This is a genomic window from uncultured Devosia sp., from assembly GCF_964244875.1.
Taxonomy (GTDB): Bacteria; Pseudomonadota; Alphaproteobacteria; order Rhizobiales; family Devosiaceae; genus Devosia.
On the sequence record NZ_CAXTKA010000011.1, the window covers coordinates 1 to 18,501 of the forward strand.

Consider the following 18,501-nt stretch of genomic DNA (forward strand, 5'->3'; position numbering starts at 1 on the left):
GGGATAGAGGGGATGGATCGGGGCTGAACGAGGACCCCCACCCAACCTCCCCCTGCAAGGGGGAGGAGACCGCGCCACTCGTGGGGTGGGATCGGGCTCAATCATTCGGTCAGAGTCTCGATCCCAGTTCCACCCACCGGGCGGCTCCTCCCCCTGCCAGGGGGAGGTTGGGTGGGGGTGCAGGGAGCCACGATATCGCTGTGTTACGGACACCTTCCGGCTGGGGGTGCATCTCGGGATGGATACCGGCTGGCGCCGGGATGACATCGTGGGTGGGTAGGCGTGGTGATGGAGCCACGGCATCGTACCCCTCACCCGGATCGCGTGGCGATCCGACCTCTCCCCGGAGGGGCGAGGTGACGAAAGCAAAATCTTGACTGGACCACCTTCCGGCTGGGGGTGCATCTCGGGATGGGTACCGGCCTGCGCCGGTATGACACCGGGAGGTGGGGCGTTGGTGTTCCAGCCAAGTGAAAACCGCGGGATCGGGCTAACGAGGACCCCACCCTTGCCACTCGAGCGCAGGTCTCATGGCCTTCAGGGCTTGCGCAGCGTCACTGGCATTGCTTGTCCTTGGGGACGCGCCGCGAAGTGTCATGCTGTCTTCGCTCAAATCCCTCCACAGTGGCCATTGCCTACCCAAGGTTTGGAAGGCCATCATCGAGGGGCGAAGACTTGATCGACGGGCATGGGCGGTTTGGGTATCAGGGTCGCGAGTGTTCATGAGAGTCGAAGGGGAATGACTATGTATGGTCTGATCGGGAAAATGCTGGCGGCGCCTGGCAAGCGCGAGGCCCTCTTGGCGATCCTGCTCGACAACAGCACCGCCATGCCGGGATGCTTGAGCTATATCATTGCACGCGATGCCGCTTCGGAAGACGGCATCTGGATTACCGAGGTATGGATCGACAAGGAGCAGCACCAGGGATCGCTGCAATTGCCGCATGTGCAGGCCATGATTGCCAATGCGCGTCCCATCATCGCCGGCTTTGGCGAACGATTTGAAACCGAGCCGCTGGGTGAGATCGGATCGCTCAATTTGGGTGACGCGGCGCTCGCTAAAGCTTGACGGCAGTGCCCGAGACCGAGACCATCAGCATGGAGCCGCCCTGGCCAACGACTTCGTAGTCGATGTCGATGGCGATGACAGCGTCGGCACCCAGGCGATCCGCTTCGTCCTCGAGTTCGCGAAAAGCTTGTTGGCGGGCACTGCGCAGGGTGGATTCATAGGCGCCGGCGCGGCCGCCGACGATATCGCGGATGCCGGCAAACAGGTCCTTGAAGATATTGGCGCCGACGATGACTTCGCCGGTGACGATGCCCAGATAATTGCGGATCGGGCGGCCTTCGACGGTTGGCGTGGTGGTGATGATCACGGGTCAGCCCTTCTTGATAAAACTGTCCAGGACCTTCTTGCGGCCGGCTTTTTCGAAGTCGATGGTGAGTTTGTTGCCTTCGATGCCGGAAATGGCCCCGTAGCCGAACTTCAGGTGAAACACCCGGTCGCCGAAGGTGAAGGCGGAACTGTCGCCGCCGAGATCGACGGAGCGGGCGACGAGATCGCCGTCGATGGTCAGGGGACCGCCCCCTTTGCGCTGGCCCTGCTGGGCGCGGGCACGCTGCCAGCCGGGGGTTTCGTAGACGCTTTCGAAGGGGTCGGCCTTGTTGAAGCGCGCGGACGTGCCGCCGCCATAACCGTAGCCGCCATAGGAGGAGCCGGTGTCCTTGACCTCGACGGCATCGGCGGGGAGTTCGTCGAGAAAGCGCGACGGAATGGCGGACTGCCAGAGGCCGTGGATGCGGCGGTTCTGCGCCACCGACAGGCGCACGCGCTTGCGGCCGCGGGTGATGCCGACATAGGCCAGGCGCCGTTCCTCCTCGAGGCCGGCGCGACCCGACTCGTCCATGGTGCGCTGGGAGGGGAACAGGCCTTCTTCCCAACCTGGGAGAAAGACGGTGTTGAATTCGAGGCCCTTGGCGGAATGCAAAGTCATGATGGAGACCGAATCGTCGGCTTCGCCGGTGTCGCGGTCCATGACGAGGGAAATGTGTTCGAGGAAACCGGCCAGGGTTTCGAACTCCTCCATGGAGCGAACCAATTCCTTGAGGTTTTCGAGGCGCCCGGGGCTGTCGGGGGATTTGTCGTTTTGCCACATGGCGGTGTAGCCGCTCTCGTCGAGGATTTGTTCGGCGAGCTCGAAATGGGGGATGGAGCGGGAGCGTTCGGCCCAATTGTCGAACTGGCCGACCAGTTCGCGCAGGGTGGTGCGCTGCTTGGGCTTGAGCTCTTCGGTTTCGAGCAGCATGCGGGTGGCGCTCATCAGCGGGACGCGCTGATGGCGGGCGGTGTCGAACAGGACCTTGAGCGTGGTATCGCCGAGGCCGCGCTTGGGCGTGTTGATGATGCGCTCGAAGGCGAGGTCATCGGCGGGCTGGGCGGTGAGGCGCAGATAGGCCAGGGCGTCGCGGATTTCCTTGCGTTCATAGAAGCGCGGGCCGCCGATGACGCGATAGTTGAGCCCCAGGGTGATGAAGCGCTCTTCGAAGGAGCGCATCTGGTGGGAGGCGCGCACCAGGATGGCCATGGAATTGAGACTGTCGCCGGCGCGCTGGAATTGCTCGATTTCCTCGCCGACGGTGCGGGCTTCCTCCTCACTGTCCCAGACCGAGGTGACCGAGACCAGTTCACCCTGTTCGGCGACATCGGTCTGCAGGGTCTTGCCGAGGCGGCCTTCGTTGAAGGCGATCAGGGTGGAGGCAGCCTTGAGGATGTTGGCGGTGGAGCGATAATTGCGCTCGAGCTTGATGACCTTGGCGCCGGGAAAGTCTTTTTCGAAGCGCAGGATGTTGTCGACCTCGGCGCCGCGCCAGCCATAGATGGATTGGTCGTCGTCGCCGACGACGCAGATATTGGCCTTGCTGGCCTCCTTGCCCTGGGCGAGCAGGCGCAGCCAGAGATATTGGGCGACGTTGCTGTCCTGGTATTCGTCGACCAGCATGTATTTGAAGCGGGCGTGATATTCGGCCAGAACGCCGGGGTTTTCGCGGAACAGGCGGATGCATTCGAGCAGCAGATCGCCGAAATCGGCGGCGTTGAGGGATTTGAGCCGCGCCTGATAATCGGCATACAGTTTGGCGCCCAAGCCGTTGGCGTAGATGCCGCTTTCGGCAGCCGAAATATCCTTGGGCAGCATGCCCCGGTTTTTCCAGTTGTCCATCATGCCGGCGAACTGGCGGGCGGGCCAGCGCTTCTCGTCGATGTTCTCGACTTCGAGCAATTGCTTGATCAGGCGGATCTGATCGTCGGTATCGAGGATGGTGAAATCGGATTTGAGATCGACCAGCTCGGCATGGCGGCGCAGCAGGCGCGCGCCGATGGAGTGGAAGGTGCCGAGCCAGGGCATGCCCTCGACCGAGGCGCCCACCAGCTTGGCGATGCGCTCCTTCATCTCGCGGGCGGCCTTGTTGGTGAAGGTGACCGACAGGATCTCCGATCCGCGCGCCTTGCGGCTGGTCAGGATGTGGGCGATGCGGGTGGTCAGCACGCGCGTCTTGCCCGTGCCGGCGCCGGCCAGGACCAGCAGGGGACCTTCAGTGGTCTCGACTGCCTGGCGCTGCTCGGCGTTGAGGCCGGTGAAATAATCGGCAGGAGGACGGCCGAACTGGCTGGTAATCGAGCCAGCGGCGGGGCGCTCCAATCTGTTGGCATCGGCGGTCATGCGGCTTGGCTAATCTCTTTTTGTTCTCGTTCGGCAATATAGGCAGCGCGGGCGGCGATGTATATGGCGGGGTGTAAATGCAGCGGCGTTTGCGCTTAAAGCGCGGCGCCTGACGCAAGCGTGATAGAGGTGGTGGCGCACAGAGCAAATCTGTCGGCAGTACAAGGCAATCGCGCACTTGCGCGCAAGGCCGACTTGCCTAAACTCGCCACAGCCACTTCAGACCGGAACGCCCGTGCTCAACCGCATTTACATCATTATCGGCGTGCTGGCGATTCTCGTGCTGGCGGGGGCGTTCCTCGTGCCGCGGTTCGTCGAATGGGGCGATTATCGCGAGCGCATGGAGGCGCTGGCCTCCGAAGTGGCGGGCAGCCCGGTGGTGATTCGCGGGGATATCGATTTTTCGCTGCTGCCGCAGCCGCGGTTGCGCTTTTCCGATGTGCTGGTGGGACCGCCATCGGACCCGGCAGCCACGATCGGCTCGGTGGAGGCGGAGTTTTCGCTGCTGCAGTTCTTGCGCGACGACTATGAAGTGACCAACCTGGTACTGCGCCAGCCGGTGATCGATGCAGCGATCGATGACAGCGGGCTGTTCGGCAGCGGGGTGGCGTTCGGCTCCAATGGCGAAGGGCAGGTGGCGCTGCGACAGGCCAGCATCGTGGATGGCACGATGCGGCTGGCCGATGTGCGGGCGGGCGAGAATTTCGTGGCCAGCGATGTCGATGGGGAATTGACGCTGGCGGGGTTTGCCGGGCCGTACCAGTTTCAGGGCAGCGCGACGCTGGCGAGCCAGCGCTATGGCATCAGGCTTAATTCCTCGGCGGTCGATGGCGACGGGCTGAGCCGGATGACGGCCAGCGCGACGGGCATCGATGGTGGAATGTCGATCACCGTCGAAGGGCAGTTGAGCACGGGTATCGCGCCCAAGTTCGATGGATCGCTGAGCCTGCGGCAAAAGCCGCCGGCGGCCGAGGCGGCGCAGGATATTCGCGGCGACCTGCTGTTGCAGGCGCAGGTGACGGCGTCGACCGACCGGGTGGTGTTTTCATCCTATGTGCTGCAGCCGGATGAAAACCGGGCGGGCACGCGGCTGACCGGCGCGGCCAGCATCCAGATGGGCGCCCGGCGCAGCTTCGATGCGGTGATTTCGGGTGGGGTGTTCAGCCTGCCGCCGCGCGATGCGCAGGAGGATGCCACGACGCTGCCCTATGAGGCGGTGCGCATGCTGAGCGAATTGCCGGCGCCGCTGGTGCCGCCGCTGCCAGGACGGATCGGGGTCGATCTGGCGGAGATCGATCTGCGCGGGGTGGCGTTGCGCAATGTGCGCATGGATGCGGCGACGGACGGACGCTCGTGGCAGATCGAGCAGTTCCAGGCGCAATTGCCGGGTGAGGCGCAGGTGCGGGCCAGCGGGGTATTGCAGGGGCAGAACGGGCGGCCGGGATTTGGCGGGCAAATCTCGATCAGCACGCAACGGCTGGACGCGCTGGCGCGGCTGTGGCGCAAGCCGGACGAGAATTCGCCGCTGTTCAACCTGCCGGGCGAGCTGGATGCCAAGGTGATGCTGGCGGGGGATGCGCTGGGGCTGAGCCAGGGCGTGCTGACGCTGGACGGCATTGCCCATGCGGTGGAACTGCGGATTGGGTTCGGGGCGGAAAAGCGGCTCGACGTGGTGGGGCATTTCGATGATCTGGATGCCGCCGATAGCGCGGCGCTGAGCGCATTGTTGCCCAGGATCGCGGACGAGCCGTCGTTTCCGGTGAGCTTTCCCAGCGGCAGCTTTGCCCTATCGGCAAAAAGCGCCACGCTGCTGGGGCAAAACGGCACGGCATTGGCGGCGGAGGGACAATGGGGCCTCAATGGGCTGCAGTTTACCCGGCTTGCGGCAGGTGAATTTGGCGGTATCGGGCTAGACGCGGCGCTGCAATTGGCAGGGACATTGGCCGAGCCGCGATTTTCGGGATCGGGGCGGCTGAAAGTCGCCCGCGGCACTGCGCCGGCGCTGCGGGCGCTTTATGATCTGGGCGAGGTACCGGCGGATTGGCGCGACTTCGTGGGATTGTCGCTGCCAGGCGATGTGGGCTTCACCTTGAGTGCGCGCGATGCGGCAGGGGCGCAGACGCTGACGCTGGACGGCACTATGGGGGCCGCCAAGCTCGATATACGGGCGCAGATGGCCGGGGGCATCGGGCAGGCGCTGAGCGGGCAATTGGAGTTGAACGGTACGCTGGAGGCGGATGATCCGGCGGCGCTGACGCGGCAGCTCGCACTGGGCGAGGGGACGTTGTTTGCGGCCGATGGACCCATGATGGTGGCGATCGCCATGCAGGGATCGCCGTCCAACAGCCTGGCCAGCCAGATTACCGCAAGCGTCGGTGGCGGCAGCCTGAGCTATGCGGGAACGCTGCTGGCGGCCAATGGCGAAGTGCAGGGGACCGGGACGCTGAGTGGCACCGACATCGAGGGAGGCGGGGTGGCACACCTAGTGGGGGTCGAGGGGTTGGGCTTGCCGATCAGCACGCTTTCGGCGGCGCTCGACTTCGAAGGCGGCCGGATGGTGAAGTTGAGCGCTATCGATGGACAGTCGGGGGCAGCGGCATTTTCGGGAGCGCTGTCGCTGTTGCGCACCGGAGCGGTGGCGGCGGTGACGGGGGCGATCGATCTGGGCAGCATTGATGTGTCAGGGCTGGCGGGGGGTGTGATGGGGTCGGTGGCGCTGCTGCCGGGAGGCGAGGTGTGGCCGGACGGACCGATCGCCGTCGGGGACACGCCGCGGCAGACGCGGGGAACCGTACAGGTCACGGTGCCAGTGGTGACGGCCGGCGGAACGGCCAGGCTGCGCAATGCACGGTTCGAGTTCAATTGGGACGACACCAGGGTGCGGCTGTCCAAGTTCACGGCGGCGGCGGGCGCGGGTAGCGTGAGCGGCGATGTTGCGGTGTGTTGCGCGGGGGCGTTGCCGGACAAGACGGTCAGCGGGCATCTGTCGCTGGCCGGCGTGGCGCTGGACGATCTGGCGCCGCCAGCCGTGGCCGAGGCGATGAGCGGGGTCGTGGATGGCGGCATCAGCATCGAAGGGACCGGCGCGAGCATTGCCAGCATTCTGGCGGTGCTGTCGGGGGAAGGCAATTTCACCGTTCGAGGCCTGGATGTGCGCCAACTCGACCCCCAGGTATTTCCGACCGTGGCGCAACTGGACGACGTGCTGAACACCCCGGCGGACGATCTGGGGGTGCTGATCGGGATGGCGCTGGGGCGGGGCCATTTTACCGCGCCGAGCGCAACGGGGGCATTCACCGTGGCTGGCGGAGTGGCGCGATTGACCAATTTGATTGTCGCGGGCAGCGGCGCGCAGCTGGCGGGCGATTTGAACCTGAACCTGGAGACGCTTGGGCTGGACGGTAGTTTCGTGCTTAGCCCGGCCGGGTTCACCGATCCGAACGATCTGGTGACGGCCGATACCGCGCTGATCGGCAATCGCATCAGCGGCACGGTGGTGGCGCCGGAAACCCGGCTCGACCTGGATACTTTCGTGGCGGCGGTACAGGTGCGTGCCAATGAAATCGAGGTCGATCGATTGCAGGCCTTGCAAGCTGAAGATGCCGAGCGGCAACGTGCGGCGGCGCAGGAGCGTAACCGGCTGATCGAAGCACAGCGCCAAGCGGCGGCGGCAGCCGTCAAGGCCGCTGCCGAGGAAGCGGCGCGCCTGGCGGCGGAAGAAGCGGCGCGTCCGCAGCAGGTTTCGCCAACGCAACCGGCGCCGGTGGTGGCGCCGCAGCCGGCCTTGCCGGGAACGCTGAATTTGACATTGCCGCCACGAACCGCAAACCCCGATACACGGTTGCCGCTGAACCAGCCGTTTCTCGCGCCGCCAAACTAGGGATCCGATCGCTGCGCCAGCGCTATCTGCTCCTGGCTTGATACCAGGCGAGAACGGCCAAGCGGGTTGCCGAGGAGAGGTTGGCGCTGGTTCGGCTGGTGTCGATCGTGCGGATCAGGGCGGCCAGAGGCTGCCCGGCCTCGTGGGCCATGGCTTCGAGCGCGGCCCAGAATTCGGGCTCAAGCGCAATGCTGGTGCGATGGCCGGCAATGGAGAGCGACCGCTTTTCCATCGCAGGTGGCCGGTTCAGGGTTTTTTGCGGAAGGCGTCGAGGCTGACGACTTTTTCGCCGGGCTTTTCGGCGACCGGGGCGACATCCCCATTGGCGGCGCCTTCGCGATCATCGCCATCATCCTCGTCGTCATCGTCAGTCTTGGCGCCGGCGGGATCGAACTGCAGGCCGAACTGCACGGAGGGGTCGAAAAAGCCCTTGATGGCGGAAAACGGCACGACCAGCAGTTCGGGTTGGCCATCGAAGGACAGGCCGATTTCGAAACCGGTTTCGGTGACCTTGAGGTCCCAATACTGGTTCTGGATGACGATCGTCATTTCCTTGTCGTACTGGCCAAGCAGTTTCTCGGAGATGCGCACGCCCGGTCCGCGAGTGATGAACGAAATAAAGAAATGATGATCGCCCGGCAGACCGGTCTTGGCCACTTCGGACAGAACCTTGCGCACGACACCGCGCAGGGCTTCCTGAGCCAGGATGTCGTAACGGATCAAATCTTCGGCCATGAGCGCCCTTCCGGCGTTTGCAAACTGCATCAGGATACTGAACAGCCCATATCAGCCCCACGTTCCATGATAATTCAAGAACAAAGGCAACAGAAATCCGAAGGGGATAAGGTGCAGGCTTCTGTTGCCAGGTGCCTGCGGACCCCGCCTGTCACCCGGCTAGGGGTGGAGGACTTAATTTCCCAATGCTAGCACCGCTTACGCGGCGAGAGCGACTGGAGCCTTATGGTTGTCATTTGCAACTATAAGTTTCGGACCGATAACGGTGGTACCTCACCGAGCAAAAGCACACCCTTTACGCCCTCGTCGATCCTGTTTCGCCCCCATTGGCTGCCCGCCTGCGCGGGAAGATGGTGGAGGCGCCGGGTACTGCCCCCGGGTCCGATAGGTTTATTACGATGACAGTTTATCGCCATAGCCCTTACGGGCAGGTTCTATATAGGCGCGGCGCGTGCGCGATGCAAATGCTGCATAGCTGCAAATCGCCGGCTTGCGGCTGGAACCGGCGTGCCCTTTTGTTGGTTTGCAGCGTGATGTGACATAGTGTTGCAATCACGCGGGACAAGCACTCGACCATGCAGATCAAGGCCGGTTTCTCCTTAAGCTATGATTGCCCTAGTCCCACCCCAATGTTGCTATCGCTCAACCTGCACCCGTCGCGGCGCCAGGACCTGCTGACGCCCCATATCCTGAACTTTTCGCCGGCAGTGGAAAGCTGGGACTACTATGACAGCTACGGCAATCTGTGTACGCGAATAACGGCGCCGCAGGGCCGGATGACGATATCGGCGCAATTTGACATCTACGACAGCGGGACGCCCGATATCGTGCCCCATGACGCCACCCAGCACAGCATTCGCGACCTGCCGGACGACACTCTCCTATACCTGCTCGGATCGCGCTATTGCGAGACCGACCAGCTGACCGAGATCGCCTGGCAGCTGTTTGGCGGCACCACGCCGGGCTGGCCGCGGGTCCAGGCCATCCTGGATTTCGTGCACAACCACCTGACCTTCGACTATCAGCAGGCGGACCGCACCAGGACCGCGTTCGGTGCCTATGTCGGGCGGGTCGGGGTCTGCCGCGATTTTGCGCATCTGGCGCTGACGCTGTGCCGCTGCATGAACATACCGGCGCGCTACTGCACCGGCTATCTCGGCGATATCGGGGTGCCGCCCAACCCAGCCCCGATGGATTTTTCGGGCTGGTTCGAGGTTTACCTCGGCGGGCATTGGTACACGGCCGACGCCCGACACAATACGCCACGCATCGGCCGCATCCTGATGGCGATCGGGCGCGATGCGACCGATGTCGCGCTGTCGACGCAATTCGGACCGGCGACGCTGGCGGCGTTTGCGGTGACGACGGACGAGGTTATGCCGGGCTAGGCATCGAGCAGGTTCTCGAAACCGCCATAGATCATGCGCTGGCCATCGAAGGGCATCTCCATCGCGGACATGCGGGTATCGCTCATCATCCTGGCTTGTCCGGCATCCCGGACCTGTTTGGACGGCCATTCGACCCAGGAAAAGACGACGACCTCGCCGGCCTCGGCTTTGACCGCGCCCTTGAAGTCGGTGACTTTACCATCAGGCACGTCGTCGCCCCAGTTTTCAACCACGCGTAATGCACCATATTCCTTGAACAGTCCGGCAGCTTCCATCGCCAGCGTGCGATAGGCTTCCTTGTTGGCCAGTGGCACCGCAATTATGTAGCCATCGACATAGCTCATGATCGGTCTCCTTTGCTGATGTAAAACCGTCTCGGCGGATGCGAGCCTGTCGCGTCCTCGGGCCAGTTTGGCGTGGATAGGGCAATTGTGCCAGACCGAAATGGTGCCAATTCCCTTACCCGGTTTTTTGGCAAGCAAGGCGGCGCTCATGTCGTCATGCTGCCGGTGTGGACAGTCCAATACAGCGCAGCCTTGTGCATGGAGAATCGTTTAAACTGATCTCATGCAGATCTATCTCAAACTTCTGTCCGATATTCTCGAACACGGCACCGACAAGGGGGACCGGACGGGGACGGGTACGCGTTCGCTGTTCGGCTACCAGATGCGGTACGACCTGGGGCAGGGATTTCCGCTGCTGACGACCAAGAAGCTTCATCTCAAGTCGATCGTCTACGAGCTGCTGTGGTTCATCCGGGGTGAGACCAATGTGCGCTGGCTGCAGGAGCGCGGGGTCAAGATCTGGGACGACTGGGCGGACGAGAACGGCGATCTCGGGCCGGTTTACGGATCGCAGTGGCGCAGCTGGCCGACGCCGGGGGGCGGACATATCGACCAGATCGCCAATGTGATCCACTCGATCAAGACCAAGCCCGATTCACGCCGGCACATCGTTTCGGCGTGGAATCCGGCCGAGGTGGACGAGATGGCGCTGCCGCCCTGCCATTGCCTGTTCCAGTTCTACGTGGCGAACGGCCGGCTGAGTTGCCAGCTTTACCAGCGTTCGGCCGATAGTTTTCTGGGTGTGCCGTTCAACATCGCGTCCTATGCGCTGCTCACGCATATGGTGGCGCAGGTGACGGGGCTGCAGGTGGGCGATTTTGTCCATACGTTCGGCGATGTGCATCTGTATTCGAACCATTTCGAGCAGGCGAGGCTGCAATTGACCCGCGAGCCGCGGGTGCTGCCGAGGCTCGAGATCAATCCGGCTGTCATGCAGCTTGAGGATTTCAGCTTTGAGGACTTCGCGTTCGTCGGCTACGATCCGCACCCGCATATCAAGGCGGCGGTGGCCGTTTGAAGGTTCGGTGTTTGCAGGGGGAATGATGAAGCTGATCCACGTGCTGGCCGGGGCTATGGCGCTGGTGTCGCTGCCGGCGCTCGGCAATGACACGATGGCGCAATTGGGGACGGGCGGGCTGATCTTCGTCACCAATCCCGATATTGCCATGATGAGCGAAGAGCTGTCGATCTCGCCCGAGCAGGTCGAGGTGGTGTACAAATTCCACAACAATGCCGAGACGGACCAGCATATTCTGGTGGCGTTTCCGATGCCCGATATCACCGGCGATGGTGATTTCATGGTCAGCATTCCCACCGAGGATATGGACAATATCTTTGGCTTCAAGACCACCTTCAACGGCGAGCCGGTGGAGGCGACGCTGCATCAATATGCTTTTGCCAACAATATCGACTATTCAAAGCAATTGCGGGCGCTGGGCATTCCTTTCGCTCCCTTCGGGCAGGATACGCTCGACGCGCTCAACGATTTGCCGGAGGCCGACAAGGCCAAGCTGCAATCTGAGGGGCTGGTGATCCCGATGGAGTATGACGCCGGCGAAGGGCCGCAGGTGGATACGACGCCGGTCTGGACGTTGCGGTCGAGCTATAGCTGGGAAGCGACTTTTCCGGCTGGCGAGGATGTCGAGGTGGTGCACACCTATCAGCCCAGCGTGGGCGGCACGGTGGCGACGACGTTCATGCCCAATGCCGATGACGATGCCTATGCCAAGGACCGGTTCGCCGAATACCAGGCCAAGTATTGCGTCGACGACGATCTGGTGAGCGCGCTCAAGAATCGGGCGACAACGAGGGATGGTTTCACCAACTATCCTTATACCGAGAGCTGGATTTCCTATGTGTGGTCGACCGGGGCGAACTGGGCGGGCAGCGTGGGCAAATTCACCTTGACGGTGGACAAGGGCGATGCGGGCAACCTGGTGTCGTTTTGCGGCGAGGGCATCAAGAGGATCGGGCCGACGACGTTCCAGATGACGGCGACCGACTGGTATCCGCCTTATGGGCGGGAGCTGGATATCCTGCTTCTGGTCAAGAGCGAGGCTATGCAATGACGGGGCGAGCGCGATGAGCCTGGCGATCCGGCCAGCGGTTATTGGGGATGCAGAAACGATCGTCGAATTCGTGCTGGCGCTGGCGCGCTATGAAAAGCTCGAGCATGAGGCAAAGGCGAGCAAGGCCGATATCGGGCGCGACCTGTTCGGGCCTGAGCCCAAGGTGTTCTGCGAGATCGCCGAATGGGAGGGCAAGCCCGTGGGATTTGCGCTTTGGTTCTATACCTATTCGACGTTCCAGGGACGGCACGGCATCTGGCTGGAAGACCTGTTCGTGGATCCTGCCATGCGCGGCAAGGGGATCGGCAAGGCCCTGCTGGTCGATCTGGCACGGCGGTGCGTCAGGGCGGGGCTGGGGCGGTTCGAGTGGTGGGTGCTCGCCTGGAACAAGCCATCGATCGACTTCTACAGAGCGCAGGGTGGCGTCATGCAGGACGAATGGACCAAGGTGCGGCTTGAGGGTGAGGCGCTGGCCGCGTTGGGGGCAGCATGAGCGCCTGGATCTCGATGATCGCGGCGGTCGCGGAAAACGGCGTCATCGGCGCGGGACAGGCAATACCTTGGCGTATTCCGTCGGATTCCGCCTATTTCAAGCGCGTGACAATGGGCAAGCCGATCATCATGGGACGCAAGCAGTTCGAGACGGTCGGCAAGCCGTTACCGGGGCGCACCAATATCGTGGTGACGCGGCAGCAGGGCTATCACCCACGAGGTGTCGTGGTGTGCGAGGACATCGAGGTCGCCTTGGGTCGCGCGGAAGATATTGCGGCCGACGATGGCGTTAACGAAATCATGATCATCGGCGGGGGTGAACTTTATGCCCAGCTTATGGAGCAGGCCGACCGGCTCTACATCAGCCATGTCGATCTACAGCCGCAGGGCGATGTACGGTTTCCCGTGATTGTACCCGAGAAGTGGGCCGTTATTGACATGCCGGAGGTCCAACCGTCCGAAAAGGACAGTGCGACATACCGCGTCAAAGTGTACGAGCGACGTTAGCAAAGCACGCATTGATCGGCAGAGAAGCCGTGCCTATATAGGCCCGCAATGCATTTGGATAATCCGAAAGGGACGCGATGCCGTGGGAGAATAACGGAGGCGGAGGTGGCCGCAACAATAATGGCGGTCCGTGGGGCCAGGCCCCCGGCGGTAGCGGCGGTCCACGTCGACCCGGCAATACGCCCAACCTCGAGGATATTCTCAATCGTGGCCGCGACCGGTTCCAGGGTGGCGTGCCCGGCGGGCGCTGGGCGATCATCGGGGGTGTGGTCGCCATTGTGGCGTTCTGGCTGTTCAATTCGCTCTACACCGTCGATCCACAAGAGGTCGGCGTCGAGCTGCGGTTCGGCAAGCCCAAGCCGGAATTGTCGCAGCAGGGGCTGCACTTTCATTTCTGGCCGATCGACACCGTCGAAAAGGTCGCGCTGACCGAAAACCAGACCAATATCGGCAGTGCCGGCGGGTCGGGCTCGCGCACGGGCGATGATGACGGGCTGATGCTGTCGGGCGACCAGAACATCGTCGATGTGCGGTTTTCAACGCTTTGGTCGGTGCGGACGACCGATAATGGTCCGATCGAATATCTGTTCAATGTGCGTGATCCCGAAGACATGGTGCGCAATGCGGCCGAAAGCGCGATGCGCGAAGTCGTCGGGCGCCGTCCGGCCCAGGATATTTTCCGTGACGACCGGGCCGGGATTGCTGCCGAAGTGCAGGACATTACGCAATCGATCCTGGACGAATACCAGATCGGTGTGCAGGTGAGCCAGATCACCATCGAGCAGGCAGCGCCACCGGCCGAAGTGGCCGACGCGTTTAACGAGGTGCAGCGCGCCGAGCAGGATGAAGACCGCCTGCAGGAAGAGGCTCGCTCTTATGCCAATACGCTGCTGGGCGATGCCCGCGGCCGGGCTGCGGCGCTGCGGGAAGACGCTGCCGCATACACCAATCGCGTGGTGCAGGAAGCAACCGGCGAGGCCCAGCGCTTCAACGCCGTCTATGCCGAATATGTCAACGCGCCCGAAGTGACGCGCAAGCGGCTTTATCTTGAAACCATGGAAGAAGTGCTGGGCGGATCGGAAAAAGTGCTGATCGAAAATGGTCAAAACGGGCAGGGCGTCGTGCCGTATCTGCCATTGCCTGAATTGCGATCGGGGCCCACGACGGCACCGGCAACCACGGGGGCGGGCAATTGACCATGCAAAACCGTCTTATCGTCATCGGCGTCGCCATTGTTGCCGTGCTTTACGTGGTGTTCTCCTCGATCTACGTGGTCAACGAGCGCGACCAGGCGATCGTCATGCGCTTTGGCCAGATTACCGACATCCGCAAGGAGCCGGGGATCTATTTCAAGATCCCGACCGATATCGTGGACAGCGTGCAGATCATCGAAGATCGGCTGCTGCGCCAGGACATTGCCAACATGACCGTGCAGGTTTCGGGTGGCGCCTTTTATGAAGTCGACGCATTCCTGACCTATCGCATCACCGATCCGCGGCTGTTCCGCGAGCGGGCTCTGGGGCAGTTGCAGGTGGCCGAGGACCGTATCGCGACCCGGTTCGACGCAGCATTGCGCCAGGTCTACGGCTTGCGTGAATTCAACGCGGCGCTGTCCGAGCAGCGGCCGCAGATGATGCGCGAAGCGCGTGACCTGATCCGGCCGGACATGGCAGAACTGGGCATCGAAGTGGTGGATGTGCGTATCCTGCGCACGGATCTGGCGGCGGAAGTGTCCGAGCGGACCTATGAGCGGATGCGGGCCGAGCGCCTGGCCGAGGCCGCATTGCTGCGGGCGCGTGGCCAGGAACAGGCGCAAAGCCTGCGCGCGATCGCGGATCGCCAAGCGGTGGAAATCGTGGCGGCGGCGACGCGCGATGCGGAAATCATCCGCGGTACGGGCGATGCCGAACGCAACCGCATCTTTGCGGCGGCCTATGGACAGGACGAGGAATTCTTCGAGTTCTATCGCTCGATGGAATCCTATCGTACGGCGTTGTCGAATACCGGCACAACAATGGTGCTGTCGCCCGAAAGCGAATTCTTCCGCTATTTCGGGTCCAACGGCTCGCTGCCAGCGGCCAATGCGAACCTGGCGCCGCCGATCGCCCCCATTGCCGCGCCGATTACGCAGCAAAGCGACGAGCCGGCGCTGGATGGCCTTGGTATCGAGGACACGACGGCGCCGTCCATTACGCTGGACGATGGCTCGCAATTGGCACCGACAGTGGGGACCGAATTGCCCGAGCCGGTCGAGGCGCCTCCAGCAATCCCCGTCGCCCCGGCAGCGGACACGCCGGCCGCGCCTGCACCAGCGCCGGCCGCTCCCTAAGCGGCAGGCTTTGCACCGAACATGAAGCCGGTCCCGCAGATGCGGGGCCGGCTTCACCGTTTCGTGCAACGCTTTAAACCGTACAGGCGACGGGAGTTTATTGCTTCGCGCGCGGGCGCGGGTACATTGGCTTTGCGTCAATGCGGTCAGTGTGGGGAGTGCAGCATGCGGCGTTTTACAATCGGGCTGATCGTGGTGGCGGCGGCCCTGGCGGGAGCGCCAGCCTTTGGGCAGACACAGCCGGACGGGCCTGCATCCGTGGCGAGTCTGGCGGCCAAGCTGTCGCCAGCGGTGGTCAATATCGGCTCCAGCCGGCGCGTGCCCGGTGGTACGCCATTTCCCGAATTTCCCGAGGGCTCGCCGCTCGAGGATATGTTCGACCAGCTCAATCCCAACCAGGGGCAGGGCGAGGGGCCGATGCAGCAGGCGACGAGCTTGGGCTCGGGCTTCATCATCAGTGCCGACGGCTATGTGGTGACCAACAACCATGTCATCGAAGGCGCCGAGGAAATCCAAGTGTTCCTGCCCGATGGGCGGCGGTTGCCGGCGGTGTTGACGGGGCATGACGACAAGACCGACCTGGCGGTGCTCAAGATCAGCTCGTCGACGCCCCTGCCGTTCGTGGAATTCGGCGACAGCGACAGCGCGCAGGTGGGCGACTGGGTGATGGCGATCGGCAATCCGTTCGGGTTGGGCGGCTCGGTGACGCTGGGTATCGTTTCGGCGCGCAATCGCGATATCGCGTCGGGGCCGTATGACGATTTCATCCAGACCGATGCGTCGATCAACCAGGGCAATTCGGGCGGGCCGCTGTTCGACATGAACGGCAAGGTGGTGGGTATCAATACTGCCATCATCGCGCGCGGCAATGCATCGCTGGGGATCGGCTTTGCGGTGCCGGGCAACCTGGCCGATCCGGTGGTGCGCCAACTGGCCGAGTTTGGCGAGACGCGGCGGGGCTGGCTTGGCGTCGGCATCCAGGAAGTGACCGACGATATCGCGCTCAGCCTCGACCGACCCGACACGCATGGCGCCATGGTGGTCGACATCGATCCGGACGGACCCTCGATCGGGGTGTTGCTGGAAGGCGACGTCATTCTGCAGTTCGACGGCAAGACGGTGGCGCGGATGCGCGACCTGCCGCGAATCGTGGCGGAGACCGAAGTCGGCAAGGCGGTGCCAGTGACGGTGTTGCGCAATGGCGCGGAAACGAGCCTCGACATTACGCTGGGGCGGCTGGAAGTGCCGGGCGATACGGCAATGGTCGCCGGGACTGAAGCGCCGGCCGTCAGCGAAATGGATAGCGTGCCGGCGGCGGGGCTTGCCGAACTGCTGGGGCTGGGCGTGGCGCCGCTCAACGATGCGGCGCGGGCCGAGTTCGGGATTGATCCGGCGACACAGGGCATCATCATCACCCAGGTGGCGGACGGCAGCGATGCCTATGACAAGGGGCTCATTCCGGGCCTGCTGATCACCGAGGTGAACCAGAAGGCGGTGACCAGCGTCGATGAGATCGAGACGCTGGTGAGCGAGGCAAGCGTCGCCAAACGCGCGGCCGTTCTGTTCAAAGTGGTGGACCCGGCCGGCGCCAGCCGCTTCATCGCGGTGCGGCTGGACTAGGCGGTGTTCGGATTGGCGAGCCGATACAGCAGATGCGGGCGCAGGGCGTGGCCTTCGGGAATGTTGGGATGCTCGAAATCGGCCTGCGGATCGTAGCGCATGCCGAGCTTTTGCATGACCCGCTGGCTGGGCAGGTTGAGGCGAGCGGTGAAGGCGACGATCTCGGGAAACGCGTGGTCGGTGAAGGCGAAGTCGATCCAGGCCCTGGCGGCCTCGGGTGCGTAACCCTGGCCCCAATAGGCCTGGCCGAGCAGCCAGCCGACTTCCACTGGCGGATTGCCGCGCAGCGGCATCTTTACCGGCATGATGCCGACATCGCCGATGAACGATCCGTCACTCTTGCGCTGGACCGCGAGAAAGCCGAAGCCATCGTGCGCGAGCCCGGCAATGAACCGGTCAACCAGGGCGTTGCTGGCCTCTGTGGTTGGCATGTCGGGGTAAAAACGGCGCACGACAGGATCGGCATTGAAGCTGGCATAGGGCGCCCGGTCGCTGTCCAGCCATTCGCGGATGATCAGGCGCTCGGTTTCAAACCTCATCGCACAATTTCCTCGTCGTCGTAGCCCTGGAGATACAGCAGGGCCGTCAGGTCGGCGTGGTCGATGCGGATGCCGGCCTGGGCGGCGACGGCGGGCTTGGCGTGCAGGGCGACCCCGAAACCGGCAATGCGGATCATGTCGAGGTCATTGGCGCCGTCGCCGACGGCGATGGTCTGGTCTAGGGACAGGCCGCGTTCGGCGGCCAGGGACGTCAGGCGTTCGCGCTTGGTGTCCTTGTCGACGATGGGCTTTTGCACGGCGCCGGTGAGCGCATCCCCCTCGAACAGCAAGACATTGGCGACGGCCTCGTCGAAGCCGATGCGCCGGGCGAAGTAATCGGCGAAAATGGTGAAGCCGCCCGAGACCAGCGCCGTATGGGCGCCATAGGCCTTCATGGTCGAGACCAGCGCCCGGCCGCCGGGAGCCAGGGTGATGGTCTCGCGCCGGATGGTTTCGATCACCTTGCGTTCGAGCCCCTTGAGCAGGGCGACGCGGGTGTCGAGAGCCTGGGCGAAGTCCAGTTCGCCCCGCATGGCGCGGTCGGTGATAGCGGCGACCTGCTCCTTGAGGCCCAGGGCAGCGGCCAGCTCGTCGATGCATTCCTCGTTGATCATGGTGGAATCCATGTCGGCAACCAGAAGCTGCTTACGGCGGTTTTCGCTGGGTACGAGGGCGGCATCGACCCTGGCGGTGCCGATGATCTGGCGGGCCTCGGCAACAGCGTCGGTTGACTTCGGCTCGCGGATTTCGCAGGCAATGGAATGATTGAGCCAGTTGAGCTCGCCCCCCACCTGCTTGACGACGCGAGCGGCCAGGGCCACGTCGAGTTCGCTGTCGGCGGGATTGGCGATGAGGCAGAGAACCGGCATGGATAAGGGC

At 63.3% G+C, this 18,501-nt stretch carries 17 protein-coding genes and 1 other RNA gene; 10 read left to right on the forward strand and 8 right to left on the reverse strand.

Annotated features, from left to right (window positions below; genetic code table 11):
* The first annotated feature begins 745 nt into the window (after positions 1-745).
* Positions 746-1,069 (forward strand): putative quinol monooxygenase, encoded by a 324-nt coding sequence (locus tag ACFE8X_RS12925; protein WP_375451895.1) that lies wholly within the window; start codon positions 746-748, stop codon positions 1,067-1,069.
* Here ACFE8X_RS12925 and ACFE8X_RS12930 read toward each other — a convergent pair.
* Both ACFE8X_RS12930 and ACFE8X_RS12935 read right to left on the reverse strand, forming a co-directional pair.
* Positions 1,059-1,376 carry a heavy metal-binding domain-containing protein gene (locus tag ACFE8X_RS12930; RefSeq protein ID WP_375451896.1) on the reverse strand — a complete coding sequence of 106 codons (318 nt, stop codon included), beginning with the start codon at positions 1,374-1,376 and terminating at the stop codon, positions 1,059-1,061. The genes ACFE8X_RS12925 and ACFE8X_RS12930 overlap by 11 nt on opposite strands.
* 3 nt (positions 1,377-1,379) lie before the next feature.
* Positions 1,380-3,719 carry an ATP-dependent helicase gene (locus ACFE8X_RS12935; protein ID WP_375451897.1) on the reverse strand — a complete coding sequence of 780 codons (2,340 nt, stop codon included), beginning with the start codon at positions 3,717-3,719 and terminating at the stop codon, positions 1,380-1,382.
* Positions 3,720-3,954: 235 nt separating this feature from the next.
* Here ACFE8X_RS12935 and ACFE8X_RS12940 point away from each other — a divergent pair, with 235 nt between their 5' ends.
* Positions 3,955-7,599, forward strand: coding sequence for an AsmA family protein (locus ACFE8X_RS12940; RefSeq protein WP_375451898.1), 3,645 nt, complete (start codon positions 3,955-3,957; stop codon positions 7,597-7,599).
* Between the two features lie 22 nt (positions 7,600-7,621).
* Here the strand turns inward: ACFE8X_RS12940 and ACFE8X_RS12945 are convergent, their stop codons facing one another.
* The 3 genes from ACFE8X_RS12945 to ssrA all read right to left on the reverse strand — a co-directional run bounded on the left by ACFE8X_RS12945 (position 7,622) and on the right by ssrA (position 8,802).
* Positions 7,622-7,831 carry a ribbon-helix-helix domain-containing protein gene (locus tag ACFE8X_RS12945; protein WP_375451899.1) on the reverse strand — a complete coding sequence of 70 codons (210 nt, stop codon included), beginning with the start codon at positions 7,829-7,831 and terminating at the stop codon, positions 7,622-7,624.
* 14 nt (positions 7,832-7,845) lie between these two features.
* The gene (locus ACFE8X_RS12950; protein ID WP_375451900.1) at positions 7,846-8,334 is read right to left on the reverse strand and encodes an SspB family protein; all 489 of its coding nucleotides are present in this window, start codon (positions 8,332-8,334) and stop codon (positions 7,846-7,848) included.
* 110 nt (positions 8,335-8,444) lie between these two features.
* Positions 8,445-8,802: a transfer-messenger RNA gene (gene ssrA / locus ACFE8X_RS12955) on the reverse strand.
* 107 nt (positions 8,803-8,909) lie between these two features.
* Between ssrA and ACFE8X_RS12960 the strand changes: the two genes are divergently transcribed.
* Entirely contained in the window at positions 8,910-9,722 is an 813-nt protein-coding gene (locus ACFE8X_RS12960) for a transglutaminase family protein (protein WP_375451901.1), read from the forward strand.
* On the opposite strand, the gene ACFE8X_RS12965 is transcribed toward ACFE8X_RS12960, so the two are convergent.
* On the reverse strand, positions 9,719-10,066 hold the full coding sequence (locus ACFE8X_RS12965; protein WP_375452028.1) for a DUF1428 domain-containing protein: 348 nt from the start codon (positions 10,064-10,066) through the stop codon (positions 9,719-9,721). The genes ACFE8X_RS12960 and ACFE8X_RS12965 overlap by 4 nt on opposite strands.
* A gap of 223 nt (positions 10,067-10,289) precedes the next feature.
* Between ACFE8X_RS12965 and ACFE8X_RS12970 the strand changes: the two genes are divergently transcribed.
* The 7 genes from ACFE8X_RS12970 (at position 10,290) to ACFE8X_RS13000 (ending at position 17,083) form a co-directional block, all read left to right on the forward strand.
* Positions 10,290-11,084: a thymidylate synthase gene (locus tag ACFE8X_RS12970; RefSeq protein ID WP_375451902.1), complete on the forward strand. Its 795-nt coding sequence runs from the start codon at positions 10,290-10,292 to the stop codon at positions 11,082-11,084.
* A gap of 22 nt (positions 11,085-11,106) precedes the next feature.
* Positions 11,107-12,135: a DUF4424 domain-containing protein gene (locus ACFE8X_RS12975; protein WP_375451903.1), complete on the forward strand. Its 1,029-nt coding sequence runs from the start codon at positions 11,107-11,109 to the stop codon at positions 12,133-12,135.
* Between the two features lie 13 nt (positions 12,136-12,148).
* The gene (locus ACFE8X_RS12980; protein ID WP_375451904.1) at positions 12,149-12,628 is read left to right on the forward strand and encodes a GNAT family N-acetyltransferase; all 480 of its coding nucleotides are present in this window, start codon (positions 12,149-12,151) and stop codon (positions 12,626-12,628) included.
* Positions 12,625-13,134, forward strand: coding sequence for a dihydrofolate reductase (locus ACFE8X_RS12985; protein ID WP_375451905.1), 510 nt, complete (start codon positions 12,625-12,627; stop codon positions 13,132-13,134). Before ACFE8X_RS12980 ends, ACFE8X_RS12985 begins: the two co-directional genes overlap by 4 nt.
* 77 nt (positions 13,135-13,211) lie before the next feature.
* Positions 13,212-14,330: an FtsH protease activity modulator HflK gene (gene hflK, locus ACFE8X_RS12990; protein WP_375451906.1), complete on the forward strand. Its 1,119-nt coding sequence runs from the start codon at positions 13,212-13,214 to the stop codon at positions 14,328-14,330.
* A gap of 2 nt (positions 14,331-14,332) precedes the next feature.
* On the forward strand, positions 14,333-15,463 hold the full coding sequence (gene hflC / locus ACFE8X_RS12995; protein ID WP_375451907.1) for a protease modulator HflC: 1,131 nt from the start codon (positions 14,333-14,335) through the stop codon (positions 15,461-15,463).
* A 165-nt stretch (positions 15,464-15,628) separates the two neighbouring features.
* Positions 15,629-17,083: a Do family serine endopeptidase gene (locus ACFE8X_RS13000; RefSeq protein WP_375451908.1), complete on the forward strand. Its 1,455-nt coding sequence runs from the start codon at positions 15,629-15,631 to the stop codon at positions 17,081-17,083.
* Here ACFE8X_RS13000 and ACFE8X_RS13005 read toward each other — a convergent pair.
* Positions 17,080-17,622 (reverse strand): GNAT family N-acetyltransferase, encoded by a 543-nt coding sequence (locus ACFE8X_RS13005; protein WP_375451909.1) that lies wholly within the window; start codon positions 17,620-17,622, stop codon positions 17,080-17,082. The two genes, ACFE8X_RS13000 and ACFE8X_RS13005, sit on opposite strands and share 4 nt — an antisense overlap.
* Positions 17,619-18,491, reverse strand: coding sequence for a phosphoserine phosphatase SerB (gene serB / locus ACFE8X_RS13010; RefSeq protein WP_375451910.1), 873 nt, complete (start codon positions 18,489-18,491; stop codon positions 17,619-17,621). The genes ACFE8X_RS13005 and serB overlap by 4 nt, the downstream gene beginning before the upstream one ends.
* Positions 18,492-18,501 lie beyond the last annotated feature (10 nt).